Origin of the sequence: Promicromonospora sp. NPDC019610 (genome assembly GCF_044389365.1) — a bacterium.
Classification (GTDB): Bacteria; Actinomycetota; Actinomycetes; order Actinomycetales; family Cellulomonadaceae; genus Promicromonospora.
Genome location: NZ_JBIRXX010000002.1, coordinates 471,888 through 486,100, shown reverse-complemented (window position 1 = coordinate 486,100; position 14,213 = coordinate 471,888). Strand labels below are relative to the sequence as shown.

Sequence of the window (14,213 nt, the reverse complement as noted above, 5' to 3'; positions counted from 1 at the left end):
ACTTCGGATGCGCCGCGGAATGCGGCCGGTGCGCCGCCCAGCAGGCTAGGCGGCGCACCGGACCAGGTCAACAGGCGTTCTCTCGCGGCTCCTGCCGCTGCTACTGGCGGCCCGGGCGCAGGTCGAGCCGGCGCAGGAGCTGGGCGTTGAGCGCCACGACCACGGTCGACAGCGACATCAGCACGGCGCCCGCCGACATCGGCATCACGAACCCGATCGGCGCCAGCACGCCCGCGGCCAGCGGCACCGAGATCAGGTTGTACCCGGCCGCCCACCACAGGTTCTGCTTCATCTTGCGGTAGCTGGCCCGTGACAGCTCGATCACGGACAGCACGGACCGGGGGTCGTCACTGGCGAGGATGACGCCGGCGGACGCGATGGCCACGTCGGTGCCGGCCCCGATCGCGATGCCGACGTCGGCCTGGGCGAGCGCCGGGGCGTCGTTCACGCCGTCGCCGACCATCGCGACCTTGCGTCCCTCGGCCTGGAGCTGCGCCACCTTGGCGGACTTGTCCTCCGGCCGGACGCCGGCGAAGTACCGGTCCACGCCGAGCTGGTGCGCCACCGACTGGGCCACGGCCTCGGCGTCGCCCGTGATCATGACCACCTGGACGCCCCGGTCGTGCAGGGCACGGACGGCGTCCGCGGACTCGGCCCGCACCTCGTCGGCGAGCTTGATCGCGCCGACCACCGCGCCGTCGCGCAGCACGTGCAGGATGATCGCGCCGTCGCGGCGCCAGTCGTCCGCCACGGCCAGCTCGTCCTGCCGGTTCTCCTCCAGCAGGCGCGGCCCGCCGACGCGGATCTCGTGCCCGTCGACGGTGGCCGTGACGCCGACGGCGGGCGACGAGGCGAACCCGGTGGCGCGCGGGACCGTGAGCCCGCGCTCCTGCGCCGCCCGGACGATCGCCCGGGCCAGCGGGTGCTCGCTGTCCGACTCGGCGGCGGCCGCGAGCGCCAGCAGCGTGTCGCTGTCGAGGCCGCCCTGGGCGGTCTCCCCGGCGGGCTGGGCGCCGGGCTGGACGTCGGCGACCGTCGGCTCGCCCTTGGTCAGGGTGCCGGTCTTGTCGAACAGCACGGTGTCGACGGTGCGCATGCTCTCGAGCGCCAGGCGGTCCTTGATCAGCACGCCGCCGCGGGCGGCGCGCTCCGTGGCGATCGAGACGACGAGCGGGATCGCGAGGCCCAGGGCGTGGGGGCAGGCGATGACGAGGACGGTCACGGTGCGGATCACGGCGTCGTCGGGCAGCCCGGCGAGGGACCAGACGACGGCGGTGACCGCCGCCGCACCCAGCGCGAACCAGAACAGCCAGCCCGCTGCGGTGTCGGCCAGGCGCTGTGCGCGCGAGGAGGAGGCCTGCGCCTCGGCGACCAGGCGCTGGATGCCGGCCAGGGCGGTGTCGTCGCCCGTGGCGGTCACCTCGATGCGCAGGCCGGAGTCGGTCGCGACCGTGCCGGCGGTCACCGGCTCGCCGGGACCGCGCGGGACGGTGCGCGACTCCCCCGTCACCATGGACTCGTCCATCTCCGCCCGGCCGTCGACGACGCGGCCGTCGGCCGGGACGCTCCCGCCCGGCCGCACCACGACGACGTCGCCGACCACGAGGTCGGCCGGCGCGACCTTGACGACCTGGTCGCCGTCGACGCGCTCGGCCTCGTCCGGCAGGAGCGCCGCGAGCGAGTCCAGGGCCGACGTCGTCTGCGCGAGCGAGCGCATCTCGATCCAGTGGCCCAGCAGCATGATCACGATGAGGAGCGCGAGCTCCCACCAGAAGTCGAGCTGGTGGTCGAGCAGCCCCAGGCTGGCACCCAGCGACGCGACGAACGCGACCGTGATCGCGAGGCCGATGAGCAGCATCATCCCGGGCTTGCGGGAGCGCAGCTCGGAGACGGCGCCGGTGAGGAACGGCGAGCCGCCCCAGACGTACATGACAGTGCCGAGCACCGGCGGGATCGCCGTGACCCAGGCGGCGTCGGGCAGCTCGTAGCCCAGGATCATCGCGAACATGCCGGAGAACGCGACGACCGGCACGGCCAGGACGAGCATGATCCAGAACAGCCGCCGGAACTGGCCGACGTGGTCGCCGTGACCGGCGTGGCCCATGTGGCCGGCGTGGGTGTCGTGACCGGCGTGCTCGTCATGGCCCGTGTGGTCAGTGTCGTGGCCTGCGTGCTCGCGGGTGGGGGTACTTCCGTGCGCCGTGTGCTCCTCGTGCGACATGTGCTCGTGGTGCGCATGCTCGTCGGGCACGGCGGGGCCGGGCGCGACCGGCTGCGCGGCGGGGTGCTGGTGTTGCTCGTTCATGGATCGGCTCCTGGGTTGAGCAGAGCATGCCCGGTGGGGCAGCCATGCCTCATGTATACCCCTAGGGGGTATTGACGTCAAGCGGTTCCCCCGGCCGCGGCGCCCACACGCATCATGGCGCCTACGCGCATCATGCAGAGGGTGCCGGGTGGGCCGGACAACGTTCGGCACCGGCAGACGCAGTTCGGCCAGGGAGGACAGTTCGGCCCCGCCTGATCTACCCAGCCTCAGCCGAACGCGGTTCACCGCTGCCGACACCCACCACAGGGCCGCGCCTTGCGACGAGAGGTCCTCCAGACAGCACTCCGCGCCGTGGGGCACGGCGCCCGCGCCAGCCCCGGCGAGGCGCGATCCGCTCCCAGGCTTACGGTTCACGCTGGTCAGAGGCCCGGCGCGGCGTCACCCCGGAGGCGGATGTGACCCAGGTCACTCGACACGTCGACCGGTGCAGGGCGTCTTACACGAGTGTGATCCGAGTTCCTGCCCAGGCGGGCGCGTGCGCCGCCCGATCGTCCGCTCCGACTTCAGGGGGCTGAATGGATAGCGGCACCGTGCTGCAGCGCCCGGCCGTCGAGAAGCTGCTCGACCATGCGCTGCGCGCCGCACGGTCGAGGCTGATCCTGCTGCGCGGGCCGCGCGGTGCGGGCCGCGGCACGGCCGTGCGGCTCTGGTCGCGCCGGCTGGCGGACGACGGGAGGCTGGTCGTCCGGGTCGATGTCGCCCCGTCCGACGTGCTGGACGGACCGGCCCTCGGAGCCGCCGTCCTGGCCCGGCTCACGGATCCGCACGGTGCGAAAGCGACAGCCCCGCCCGGCACGGGGGCGAGGGCCCTGCCCGCCGACGGCCCGACCGTCGAGAGCCTCGCCGCCGCGCTCGACGCCAAAGAGCTGGTGCTCGTCGTGGACCGGCTGGGGCCGGGGTCGGCGGAGGCGCTCGCCTACCTCGACCGGGTCGCGCGGCGGCTGCGCCGCAGCCGCGTCGTCGTGCTCGCCGCGGTGCCGCTGCCCGGGCCCGCGCCGACGTTCGACGGCTGGGCGCCCCCGGCGCCGGCCGACCGACCCCGCGCCGTCGAGCACGTCGAGCCCGACGGGCACATCGAGCTGACCCTCCGTGACCTCGCCGTCCGGGCGGGCGAGGCGCAGGCGGCCGCGGCGTCGCTCGGCGTGCCGCTGAGCCGGACGCAGGCGCGGCTCCTGGTGGCGGCCACGGCGGGCTGGCCGGCCGTGACCTTCCCGGTGCTGAATGAGCTCCGGCGAGCGAGCGCCGCGGGGGACCCGGTCACCGACGACCTCGTCGCGGCCGTCGCGGCGGCCCAGCGCGCCGCGTTCCTGCGGGGCGCGCTGCCCGAGGAGGCCATCGCCGTCGTCGTCGAGGCGAGCCTGGCGCCCTGGTTCAGCCGGGCCGAGCTGGCGGCCACCGGGCTCCTGTCGGCGGTCCCGGGCGCGGACACGTTCGTCCAGCGCCTGGTCGAGACCGGCCTGGTGCTCGACGACCCCGCCTCCCCCGACGACGTCCTCGCCGTGGAGCCCCACGCCCGCCGCGCGCTCCTCGACTTCGCGCGCGGCCGCGACCGGGAGGAGCTGCGCCTGCGCGCGACCAAGGCGGCGCGCCGCAAGGAGCGAGCCCACGACCCCCGGGGCGCGCTGCTGGTCGCGCTGGAGGCGGGCGACGCCGGGCTGGTGCGCGACCTGCTGCACGGCCTGTGGACCGGGGTGCTCGACGGGCGCGACCCCACTCTGCACGAGGCGCTGTGGACCGCGGTCTCGTCCGGCCCGGCACAGCACGTCCCGGGCGAGCTGCGCACTCTGCTGGCCGTCACCCGGCGCGCTCCGGGCCGTGCCGGAACCCCCGAGCCGCTCCCCCGTCCCGAGGCCGACCGACCCGGCGTCCGGCGCGGATCCCGACCCGACGACCGGCACGACGAGGACCGGCCCGGAGCACCACAGTCCCACCAGCAGTACGGCCCCGCTCCGTCGCTCACGGTCTTCGGCCGGGCCGCCGGGCTCCGGCGGGCAGGGTACGCCGACGACGCCCTGCACCTGGCGCGGGGCTGGCTACGCGCGGCGGGCACGGCCCCCGTGACGGCGCACGTGCTCGTCGGCCTGCAGGCGGCGCTCGCCGCCACCGAGGCGGGTCAGCTCCACGAGGCGCTCCGGTACGCGGAGGCCGCCCACCACGACGCGCTGGGGTCGGGCACCCTGCCGCTGGCCGCCGCCGCGGCGGAGCTGGTCGCGCTGGTGCACACGCTCGACTCCAACGTGCACACCGCGAGCGACTGGACCGCGGAGGCCGGCACCCTGCCGGAGCCGCCGGGCTGGTGGCGTCACGCCGTCGGCGACCCGCTCGCCCTGGCCGCGGCGCTCGGCCACCTCGAACGACTCGACGACGACCTGCCGGAGCCCCTGCTCGGCGTCGTGCACCGCGCGGGCCGCTCGGACCTGTGGTTCGCGGGGCTGCACGTCGAGGCGACGCAGGCCGTGCTGCGCCGCCAGGAGGAGCTCGCGGTGGACCGCCTCCGCGAGGCGCTCGCCCACCGCGGGCTGGCGCCGTCGCAGACCGGCGCCACCAGCCGCGACACCGGGGACCTGCGGATCCCCCCGCTGCTCGGGCTCGACCTGGGGCGGCTCTACCTGACGCTAGGGCGCGGCACGAGCGCGGCGCTGATCGCCGACGCCCTCACGGCCCGGGCCCCGGCGCGGGCGCTGCTCGACGGCCACCTGCGCCTCGCGCAGGGCCGGCCGCGCGAGGCGCTGCTGGCGATCACAGCGGTGCGGTCCGCGCACGAGGGCTCGACGGCGGGCGCCCGGTTCGAGGCGCACCTCCTGGCCGCCGAGGCGCACTCCGCGCTGCGGCACGAGGAGGACGACGGCGCCGACGTGCGCCGCCAGCTCGCCCATGCGACGGCCCTGTCGCGCCGGGTCGGCGGCGCGCTGCCCTACTGGTGGGCCGGGTCCGGGGTGCTGCGCTCGCTCGCCCGCGAGGCGCCGGAGCAGGTGCGGCGGATCGCCCAGGTGCTGCGCCGCCGGGGCGCGGCGCGGCCGGTCGAGTTCGTCGCCGTCCCGGACCGGCAGCTCGTGGTGCTGCACCGGCTCGCCGACGGGCTGACCTCGGCCCAGGTCGCGAAGGCCGCCTTCGTCTCGCACAACACGGTCAAGACGCAGATCCGGGAGATCTACCGCCGCCTCGGCGTGCACGACCGGGCGGCCGCGCTCGCCCGTGCGCGCGAGCTGGGCCTCCTGGACCCGATCGTCCGGGCCCGGCTCGGAGCTAGCTCCCCGTCACGACCGTGACGACGCCGAGGGGGAACGCGTCGCCGTCCGACAGGGCGGCCAGCTCGGCCCGCGCCGCGGGCAGGGTCGCGGGCTGGAACGGCTTGACGTCGACGCCGAGCGCGTTGGCGTAGGCGGAGCCCCACGCCGTCGAGTCGAACGCGTTGTCGGCCGCCCCGGTCCCGGCCGCCGCGGTGCCGTCCCACCGCAGCGGCACCAGGGGCGTGCCGCCGAGCACGAACCGGTCCCCGGTCCCGCCCCGGTCGCCGTCCCACGCGACGGCGCCGATCCGGGCCGGCGTGCCGGCGCGCCCGGCCACGGTGAAGCTCGCGGAGCCGTCCGCTGTCGAGACGGGCATGAGCCCGTCGTAGACGATGGCGAGGCCGTTCCCGTCGGCCCCGGCACCGGCCGGCCGGTGCACGACGACGAGCGCCCAGCCGCCGCGCGCGCCCATGCCGCCCGTGACGCACACGTCCGCGACGCCCCAGGTGCCCGACCCGCCGGCCCGGACGAGGCCGGTCACGTCCGCGCTCGCCTGGTACATCTGGCCGGCCCGCTCGACCACCACGTCGGCGCCGTCCCCGACCGGCCGCAGCGCGCCGCCCGGCGGCGCGACCCGGACCGGCGCGACGGCGCCGTCGCACACCCCCGACCAGTAGAGCCGCGCCGCGACGACCTCGGCCCCCGCCGGCGTGTCCAGCACCGCCGTCGACGAGGTGGTCCCCGTGCCGAGCGCGTCGACCGGCACCATGTCCCACCCGTTGTTGTCCTGGGCGGTCCCGGTCGCCGTGCCGTCGACGACGGCCGCGCAGCCGATCGCGGCGGGGTCGCAGTGCAGCACCGGGGTGCCGACCTGCGTCACCTCGACCTGCCCGGTCGCGACGTACCGCGCGGCGAGCAGGCTGGCACGCACCGGGACGGCCCGGCTCGCGCCCGTGGGGACGACGTCGTCGCCGCGCACGTCCAGCCGCACGTCGACCTCGCCCTCGGCCACGTCGGCGGCGACCAGCACGGGGAGGAGCAGCGTGGACGTGCCGCCCCCGGCGATCTCGCCCACGGTGCACGCCACGCCCGCCGGCGACGCCGCGTCGTCGGCGCACGACCACGCCGAGACGGCGCGGGCGCGGCCCGCCGTGTCCAGCGTGACGCCCTCCGGCAGCGTGACGTCGACGGCCACGCCGGCCGCCGCGGCCGCGTTCGGGTTGCGCACCGAGGCGCCCAGCACCCCGGGCCGCCCGGGCACGAGGTCGCCCAGGTCGTCGTGCTCGATCGTGAGGACCAGCGGGTCCGGCGTCGGGGTGGGGCTGGGCGCCGCTGTCGCTGTGGGCGTCGGATCCGGCGCCTGACCAGGGCCGGGACCCGCGCCGGGGCTCGACCCGGGGCCCGGCTCCACCCCGGGGTCGGGCGGCGCGACCGGCTGAGTCTCAGCCTCAGGTCGAGGTTGAGGGTCTGGTCGAGTCTCGGGTTCAGGTCGAGGTTGAGGCCCGGGCGACGGCGCCGGTTCGGGTGCGTCGCCCGGCTCCTCGCGCACCACGTCCTCGGTCGGGCCCGCAGCACCCGGCACGTCGTCCGCCCCGCCCGGCCGGGGCGCCCCCTCCCCGCCGGGCACCGGCAGCAGCCCGGCCGCCTCCGGCACCGCGTCGCCCGGCCCGCGGTCCAGGACGTCCGACGCCGCGACGGCCGACAGCGTCAGCAGGCACACGGCGGCCGCCGTCCCCAGGAGCACCGCGCGCCGACTGCCCCGCGGGCGCGCCCACCACCAGCGCCGTCCGACCGCCCGCACACCCCGGCCGCCCGCTCCCACGCCCCGGCTGCCCGCCCGCGCCACGGCCAGGTCGTGCGGATCGTCGCCCCCAGGCTCCCCCAGGGCCGCGACCGGCAGCCCGAACGGGAGCAGCAGGGCGCGCATGCGGCGCTTGAGGTCGCGCATCTGGTCCACGGCGGCGGCGCAGAACGCGCACCCCAGCACGTGCGCCTCGACGCGGTGCTGCACCGGCCGGGCCAGCGTCCGCTCGACGAACCGGGCCAGGTGGGGCGCGTAGTCCTCGCACCCGGGCGCCACCCGCTCCTGGTGCGCCTGCAGGTACTCCCGCCGCAGCCGCTCGCGTGCGCGGCGCGCGAGCGAGGACACGGCGTTCGGCGAGACACCGAGGAGCGGACCCACCTGGGCAGGAGGCAGGTCGTGCACGTCGACGAACCAGAGCACCCGGCGCCAGCGCGGCGGGAGCTCGGCGAACGCCCGGCGCACCCGGTGGTCGTCGTCGGCGCCGACCAGGGCGTCAGGGTCGTGGTGCGGGCGATCGATCGTCTCCGCCTCGGCGGGCACCGCCCGGTCCTGCGCCCGCAGGAGGCCGATCGCCGTGTTCCGCACGGTGGTCAGCAGGTAGGAGCGGACGTTGCTGGTGGGGCCGCCGCCATGGCGCACCGCGGACAGGAGGGCGGTAAAGGCCTCGGCGACGACGTCGTCGACCGCGGGTCCCGCGCCCACCAGGTGCCGGGCGATGCCGGCCGCCGTGCGGTGATAGCGCGCCCAGAGCTCGGCGAGCGCCTCGTCGCGCCCGCCGCGGAGGTCGGCGAGCAGCTGCTCGTCGGACGCCGGGGACGCGCCGTCGGGCTGCCGCGCCGGGGTGGAGCCGATCGTCTCGACCATCCGCGCAGCACCCCCTGGCCCATCGATGAAGTTGTCCCCTTTGGGTGGAATACTACGGGCAAAAGGGGGTAACCGCGCAGATCACAGGGGTGATCCGGGGGGTGATCCGGCCGGGTTCGGCCCACTTCCGGTTGCGGCGTCACCACCTCCTTGTGTCACCGTCTAGCCCGGCGATGAACACGAGACCGGCAGGAGACGACGCACTCGGCACGCTGTGCGCGCGATGGCGCAGGCGCACGGTCGCCGAGGGCTGGCGCATGCCCGAGGACTGGGCAGCCCCAGCCGTCGTGCCGCTCGCGCACGCCGTGCTGCACGGGCTGGCCGCGGAGGCGCCCGCGCAGGCGCTCGGGACCGCCCGCGCCCTGGCGGACGTCGGCGTCACGGAGGGCCTGCGCGACGTCGGCGCGCTCTACGACCTGTGCCTGACGGCCGTGCCGCACTCCGTCACGCTGGCGTTCGCGTCGGGCTGGGAGACGGCGGACACCGGGCCGGACCCGCACGCCGCCGCGCGCGGTATGAGCGGGCTGCCGCAGCACACGGAGTTCCTCGCGCGCGCCGCGGACATCTTCGCCGGCATCGACAGCACGCGGGAGGGCGGGTCGCTCGTGCTGGTGACCATCGACGGCCGGGTGGGCAAGGTCGGCGCGGCGGCCCGCCTGGTCCGCTGGAAGCGCGACGTGCTGCTGGGCGAGGCGGTCCGCCTGGCCTTCGACGCGCGGTACCCCACCGGCTACCGCGACGGCGTCGCCGTGGTGCTCGGGCGGTCCGAGCCGGCCGGGCACCTCTTGGCGGACGTCGCCCGGGTCCGGGCCACGCTGGCCGGCCTGGCCCGGAAGAACCCGAGCATCCTGCGGGCGCCGGTCCGGATCACCCTCCGGCCGCTCCCCGAGGACGTGGCCGCCCTGCACCGGATCATCACGGCCGACGACCCCGCCTGACGGTGGGCGCGGCCTAGCGGTGCTCGTGCACGCCGCGCGCGACGAACCGGCGGATCGACTCGCGGGCGCGCACCAGCAGGGCGGCCACGGCGTTCCTCGAGATGCCGAGGTCCTGGGCGACGGTCGCGATCGGGACGCCCTCGAAGACCGTCATCTGCAGGGCGTAGCGCTGCCGCGGCGGGCAGGCCGCCAGGCCCTCCAGCACGTCCCCGAGCTCCATCGCCGAGAGCGCGGCCGCCGCCGGGTCGTCCCAGGCGGGCAGGTCGTGCGCCTCGTCGATCACCGTGGTCGGCGGCTGCCGGCGGCGCGACCGGTCCGTCGCGATGTTGCGCACGGTGCGGGCCACGTACGTCTTGCCGTGCTCGCGCGGGCCCCGGCCGGCGCGCAACAGCGACAGGATGCGGACGAACGCCTCCGCGGCGAGGTCGTCGGCGTCCGACGGGCTGCGCGTGTAGCGCCGGGCGACCTTCAGGGCGTACGGGTAGTGCCGCCGCCAGACCAGGTCGATCGCCACCGTGTCCCCGGCCCGGGCCCGGGCGAAGAGCTCGATGTCCGCCAGCTCCTCGGGCTCCTCGCCGGACTCCCCCGCGCTCCCCTGGCCCTGCTGCAGCTGGCCCAGCGCGCGCTGCCACGCCGCCGTCGTCGTCACCGGCATCGAAATCCCCTCCTCGCGATGACGGCCCGGTGTTGCGGGCGGGCCGTCGGCGCACGGGTGTACGCGATGGTGAAGACGCGAGGAGCGGGCGTGCATGTCGCACGGCACAGAGGTGATCGAGGGGGTGATTCAGCAGGTCAGGGCGGGTGAGTGGACGACGAGGCCGCACCGGGCGGGGCTGCCCGGTGCGGCTCGGTGCGGCTCGGCGTCCGCGCGCTGCGCCGGCGCGCTAGACGTCGACGTGGGAGCCGAGCAGCACCGTGCGGTCGCGGGGCAGGTTGAAGTGCTCGGCGGCGTCCGCCGTGATGTACGACGTGGCGATGAACAGCCGCTTGCGCCAGGCCGGCATGCCCGGCTCCTTGCCGAGCCGGAGCTGGATGCGGGACAGGAAGTAGGTCGCGTTGTCCAGGTCGAGCCGGCCCTCGGTGTCCTCCGGCCCGAGCTGGGCCAGCGCCGCGGGCACGTCGGGCCGTTCGTCGTAGCCGAACCGGACGGTCAGGTGCGTGATGCCGTCCCGGCCCTCGCCGAGGTGCTCGACGACCACGCGCTCCTCGTCCGTCAGACGCGGCACGATGGCGACGTCGACCGCCACGACCGCCACCTGCTCGTGGCGCACGTGGTTGTGCTCGACGTTCGCGCGCAGCGCGAGCGGCGCCGTCTCGCTCCCGCGGTTGAGGAAGATGGCCGTACCGCTGACCACCTGGACCGGCGCCTTGCGGGTCCGCAGCCCGTCCACGAACGCGCGCAGGGAGCCCTCCATGGCCTCGCGCTTGGCGCTGACGATCTCGCGCCCCCGCTGCCAGGTGGTCATGACGGTGAACGCGCTCACCGCGATCGCGAGCGGCAGCCAGGCGCCGTGCACGAGCTTGGTCAGGTTGGCCGCGACGAACAGCAGGTCGACCGCCAGCAGCACGGCGGCCATCGTGGCCAGCGCCCACCTGGGCACGTTCCACGTCTTCCAGGCCACGTAGAAGAACAGCGTCGTGGTGATGGTGATGGTGCCGGTCACGGCCATGCCGAAGGCGTAGGCCAGCGAGGCCGAGTCGCGGAACGCGAAGACCAGGGTGAGCACCGAGACCATGAGCAGCCAGTTGATCCACGGCACGTAGATCTGCCCGCGCTCGGACCGGGAGGTGTGCAGGATCCGCAGCCGCGGCAGGTAGCCGAGCTGTGCGGCCTGCGACGTCACCGAGAACGCGCCGGTGATGACGGCCTGGGACGCGATCACGGTCGCGGCCGTGGCCAGGACGACCATGGGGATCAGCGCCCAGTCCGGCGTCAGCAGGAAGAACGGGGCCGACAGGTTGGCGCGGTCCTGGAGGATCAGCGCGCCCTGGCCCATGTAGCTCAGGGTGCACGCCGGGAGCACCAGGAAGATCCACCCGACCGAGATGGGCCGGCGGCCGAAGTGGCCCATGTCGGCGTACAGGGCCTCGGCGCCCGTCACGGACAGCACGATCGCGGCGAGCGCGAAGAACGCCAGGTCGAACCGGCCGGCCAGGAAGCCCAGGGCATACGTGGGCGAGAGCGCCTTGAGGATGCCGGGCTCGCTGGCCACGCCCCAGATGCCGCACGCGCCGATCGCGACGAACCACGTGATCATCACGGGGCCGAACAGCCGGCCGACGGCCGCTGTCCCGAACTTCTGCGCGGCGAACAGGATCACGATGATCACGGCGGTGACCGGGACGATCCAGCCCTCGAACTCGGGGTTGATGATCTTGAGGCCCTCGACCGCGGACAGCACGGAGATGGCCGGTGTGATCATGCTGTCGCCGAGGAACAGCGCGGCGCCGAACAGCCCGAGCCCGGCCAGCGTGAGGGTGGTCCGCGTGGACCCGTTCCTCGCCCACCGGCGCAGCAGCGTGATCAGGGCCATGATGCCGCCCTCGCCGTCGTTGTCCACCCGCATCGCCAGCAGCACGTACGTGATGGTGACGATGAGCATCACCGACCAGAAGATCAGCGAGACGACGCCGTAGACGTTCTCCGTGGTGGCCGGCACGGGGTGCGGGTCCGCGGGGTTGAAGACCGTCTGGAGGGTGTAGATCGGGCTGGTGCCGATGTCGCCGAACACGACGCCGAGCGCACCGACCACGACGGCGAGCCGCAGGGCCCCCGCGGGTCGGGGGACGAGGCCGGGCGGGCGAATTGCAGTAGTCACCCGTGGAACCTAAGGCGGATCAGGCGTGCGACGCGCGGCATTGACGGTTTCTTCACACCCTCCGCGTCACACCGGGGGCGCCGGGCCGGCCTGGCCCGACGCCGTCAGGGGCTCAGTCGAGCGGCGAGAGGAACGCGCGGAACTCGCCGGGCGTGGTGTGCAGACCCCAGATGCGCTCGGCGACCGCGTCAGGACCTCGTTCGGGATCGTCGGTGGGTACTGCGCCGGGGACCACGAGCTGCCTCACGCGGATGCCCTCGGGCTCCAGGGCGTCGTGCAGCATCTGCCCGTACGCGCTCTCCCCGGCGAAGCCGATGGAGGTGCCCGCGTAGCCGGCACGCGGGCGCACCGACGTGCCGCCGTTGATGAGCACGACCGTGCCGGTGCCCGCCTCCCGCATGCCGGGCAGCACCGCGTTCACGGCGGCCACGGGGCCGAGCACGGAGAACCGGACAGCCTCCAGGATGTCCGCGACGGGGGTCTCCGTGACGGGCCGCAGGTAGTGGCGCGCGGGCAGGGGGCTGTACTGGAGCACGGAGACCGGACCGAGGTCGGCGGCGAGCGCGTTGCCGCTCGAAGGTGTCGACTCGACGCTACGTCCCGTGGAGCGGGCAGGACAGGCCCTGTCAGGGCACCCCTCGCCCTGCCCGATCTCGCCGGATTTTACGGCCCAAAGCGCCGAAATCACTTTGCACCTCGGGGTGATCCAGGGGGTGACCGAGGCGGCCTGACTTGCGCGCGTCACCACGGGGTGGTTATGCCGTCTAGCCCCGCGATGAAGACGACACCTGCACAAGAAGACGCCTTGGGCACGCTGTGTGCCCGCTGGCGCCGACGTTCGCTCGCCGACGGCTGGCGCCTGCCCGACGACTGGCCGGCGCCCGCCGCCGTCCGCCTCGCCGACGCCGTGCTGCACGACCTGAGGGCAGAGACGCACGCCGAGGCCCTCGGCACGGCGCGCGCCCTGAGCGGCGTGGGCGTCGTGGAGGGTCTGCGCGACGTCGCGGCGCTCTACGACGTGCACGTCAAGCCCGTGCCCACCTCGGTCGTGCTGGCGTTCGCGTCCGGCTGGGAGGCCGCCGACGCCGGTTCGGGCGACCTGCCCGTGCGCGCCGGGATGAGCGGGCTGCCCCGGCACGACGAGTTCCTGGTGCGAGCCACGGACGTCCTCTCCGGCGCGCAGAACGCGCGCGAGGGGAGGTCGCCCGTGCTCGTGACGATCGACGGCCGGCTGGACCAGGACGAGGACGCGGGCGGACCGGTCGGCATGGCGGCGCACCTCGCGCGCTGGGAGCGCGACGTGCTGCTCGGCGAGGCGGTACACCTGGCCTTCGACGCCGACCGGCCGGCCGGTTATCACGACGGCGTCGCCGTGGTGCTCGACTGGTCCGAACCGCGCGGTCAGGTCCGGGCGGCGGTCGAGCTGGCCCGCACCACCCTGGCCCGCCTGTCCCGGCACGGAGCGGGTGTGCTGCGCACCCCGGTCCGGATCACGGTGCGGGCGCTGCCGGACGATCCGGCCGCGCTGCGGCGGCTGGTCGCCGTGGACGAGGCCTCGTAGTGGGCACGCCGACCTCAGGCCCGCTCGTGCATCCGGCGGGCGACCGTACGCCGGATCGATTCGCGGGCGCGCACGAGCAGGGCTGCGACGGCGTTCCTCGAGATCCCCAGGTCGGCGGCGACCACCGAGATCGGCACGCCCTCGAAGACCGTGCGCTCCAGCGCGTACCGCTGGCGGGGCGGGCAGGCGGCCAGGCCCGCCAGCACGTCGGCGAGCTCCAGGGCCGACAGGACGGCAGCAGCCGTGTCGTCGTCCGCGGGCACGTCCTGCGCCTCGTCGATCGCCGTGGTGGGAAGGACCTTCTTCCGCGACCGGTCGGTCGCGATGTTGCGCACCGTGCGGGCCACGTACGTCTTGGCATGCTCGCGCGGCCCGCGCCCCTCGCGCAGCAGCGACAGGATCCGGACGAAGGCCTCTGCCGCGAGGTCGTCGGCGTCCGTCAGGTTCCGCGTGTAGCGGCGGGCGACCCTGAGCGCGTACGAGTAGTGCCGCCGCCAGACCAGGTCCACCGCCAGGACGTCGCCGGTGCGGGCCCGGTCGAACAGCTCCACGTCACCCGGGTCGTCCCGGTCGTCCGCCGTGACCGTCGTCGATCCTGACGGCCTCGGCGAGACCCCGATCGTCTGCCGCCACGCCATCGTCGTCACCGACATCCGCGCTCCCCTCCTCGC

General features: G+C 75.3%; 9 protein-coding genes. 3 read left to right on the top strand and 6 right to left on the bottom strand.

Annotated elements, in window-relative coordinates; genetic code table 11:
• Positions 1 to 100: 100 nt before the first annotated feature.
• Entirely contained in the window at positions 101 to 2,305 is a 2,205-nt protein-coding gene (locus ACH45N_RS13725; protein WP_397394676.1) for a heavy metal translocating P-type ATPase, read from the bottom strand.
• Positions 2,306 to 2,841: 536 nt separating this feature from the next.
• Between ACH45N_RS13725 and ACH45N_RS13720 the strand changes: the two genes are divergently transcribed.
• Positions 2,842 to 5,595: a LuxR C-terminal-related transcriptional regulator gene (locus ACH45N_RS13720; RefSeq protein ID WP_397394674.1), complete on the top strand. Its 2,754-nt coding sequence runs from the start codon at positions 2,842 to 2,844 to the stop codon at positions 5,593 to 5,595.
• Here the strand turns inward: ACH45N_RS13720 and ACH45N_RS13715 are convergent.
• Complete coding sequence (locus tag ACH45N_RS13715) at positions 5,573 to 8,224, bottom strand: sigma-70 family RNA polymerase sigma factor (RefSeq protein WP_397394672.1); 2,652 nt, start codon at positions 8,222 to 8,224, stop codon at positions 5,573 to 5,575. The genes ACH45N_RS13720 and ACH45N_RS13715 overlap by 23 nt on opposite strands.
• Before the next feature lie 173 nt (positions 8,225 to 8,397).
• Here ACH45N_RS13715 and ACH45N_RS13710 point away from each other — a divergent pair, with 173 nt between their 5' ends.
• Entirely contained in the window at positions 8,398 to 9,162 is a 765-nt protein-coding gene (locus ACH45N_RS13710) for a hypothetical protein (RefSeq protein ID WP_397394670.1), read from the top strand.
• A gap of 13 nt (positions 9,163 to 9,175) precedes the next feature.
• Here ACH45N_RS13710 and ACH45N_RS13705 read toward each other — a convergent pair whose 3' ends face one another.
• From ACH45N_RS13705 to ACH45N_RS13695, 3 genes are all read right to left on the bottom strand, one after another.
• On the bottom strand, positions 9,176 to 9,817 hold the full coding sequence (locus ACH45N_RS13705; protein WP_397394668.1) for an RNA polymerase sigma factor: 642 nt from the start codon (positions 9,815 to 9,817) through the stop codon (positions 9,176 to 9,178).
• A 229-nt stretch (positions 9,818 to 10,046) separates the two neighbouring features.
• Positions 10,047 to 11,981: a potassium transporter Kup gene (locus tag ACH45N_RS13700; RefSeq protein WP_397394666.1), complete on the bottom strand. Its 1,935-nt coding sequence runs from the start codon at positions 11,979 to 11,981 to the stop codon at positions 10,047 to 10,049.
• A gap of 112 nt (positions 11,982 to 12,093) precedes the next feature.
• Positions 12,094 to 12,516: a hypothetical protein gene (locus ACH45N_RS13695; RefSeq protein WP_397394664.1), complete on the bottom strand. Its 423-nt coding sequence runs from the start codon at positions 12,514 to 12,516 to the stop codon at positions 12,094 to 12,096.
• A 270-nt stretch (positions 12,517 to 12,786) separates the two neighbouring features.
• On the opposite strand from ACH45N_RS13695, the gene ACH45N_RS13690 reads away from it, so the two are divergent.
• A complete protein-coding gene (locus ACH45N_RS13690; RefSeq protein WP_397394662.1) occupies positions 12,787 to 13,542 on the top strand; it encodes a hypothetical protein in 756 nt (251 codons plus the stop codon).
• Between the two features lie 14 nt (positions 13,543 to 13,556).
• On the opposite strand, the gene ACH45N_RS13685 is transcribed toward ACH45N_RS13690, so the two are convergent.
• Positions 13,557 to 14,195: an RNA polymerase sigma factor gene (locus ACH45N_RS13685; protein ID WP_397394660.1), complete on the bottom strand. Its 639-nt coding sequence runs from the start codon at positions 14,193 to 14,195 to the stop codon at positions 13,557 to 13,559.
• Positions 14,196 to 14,213 lie beyond the last annotated feature (18 nt).

Excerpts from the sequence above, each read along its gene's own strand:
- ACH45N_RS13710 (WP_397394670.1), top strand. The coding sequence starts at position 8,398 with ATGAACACGAGACCGGCAGGAGACGACGCACTCGGCACGCTGTGCGCG.
- ACH45N_RS13705 (WP_397394668.1), bottom strand. The coding sequence starts at position 9,817 with ATGCCGGTGACGACGACGGCGGCGTGGCAGCGCGCGCTGGGCCAGCTG.
- ACH45N_RS13715 (WP_397394672.1), bottom strand. The coding sequence starts at position 8,224 with ATGGTCGAGACGATCGGCTCCACCCCGGCGCGGCAGCCCGACGGCGCG.
- ACH45N_RS13685 (WP_397394660.1), bottom strand. The coding sequence starts at position 14,195 with ATGTCGGTGACGACGATGGCGTGGCGGCAGACGATCGGGGTCTCGCCG.
- ACH45N_RS13725 (WP_397394676.1), bottom strand. The coding sequence starts at position 2,305 with ATGAACGAGCAACACCAGCACCCCGCCGCGCAGCCGGTCGCGCCCGGC.
- ACH45N_RS13720 (WP_397394674.1), top strand. The coding sequence starts at position 2,842 with ATGGATAGCGGCACCGTGCTGCAGCGCCCGGCCGTCGAGAAGCTGCTC.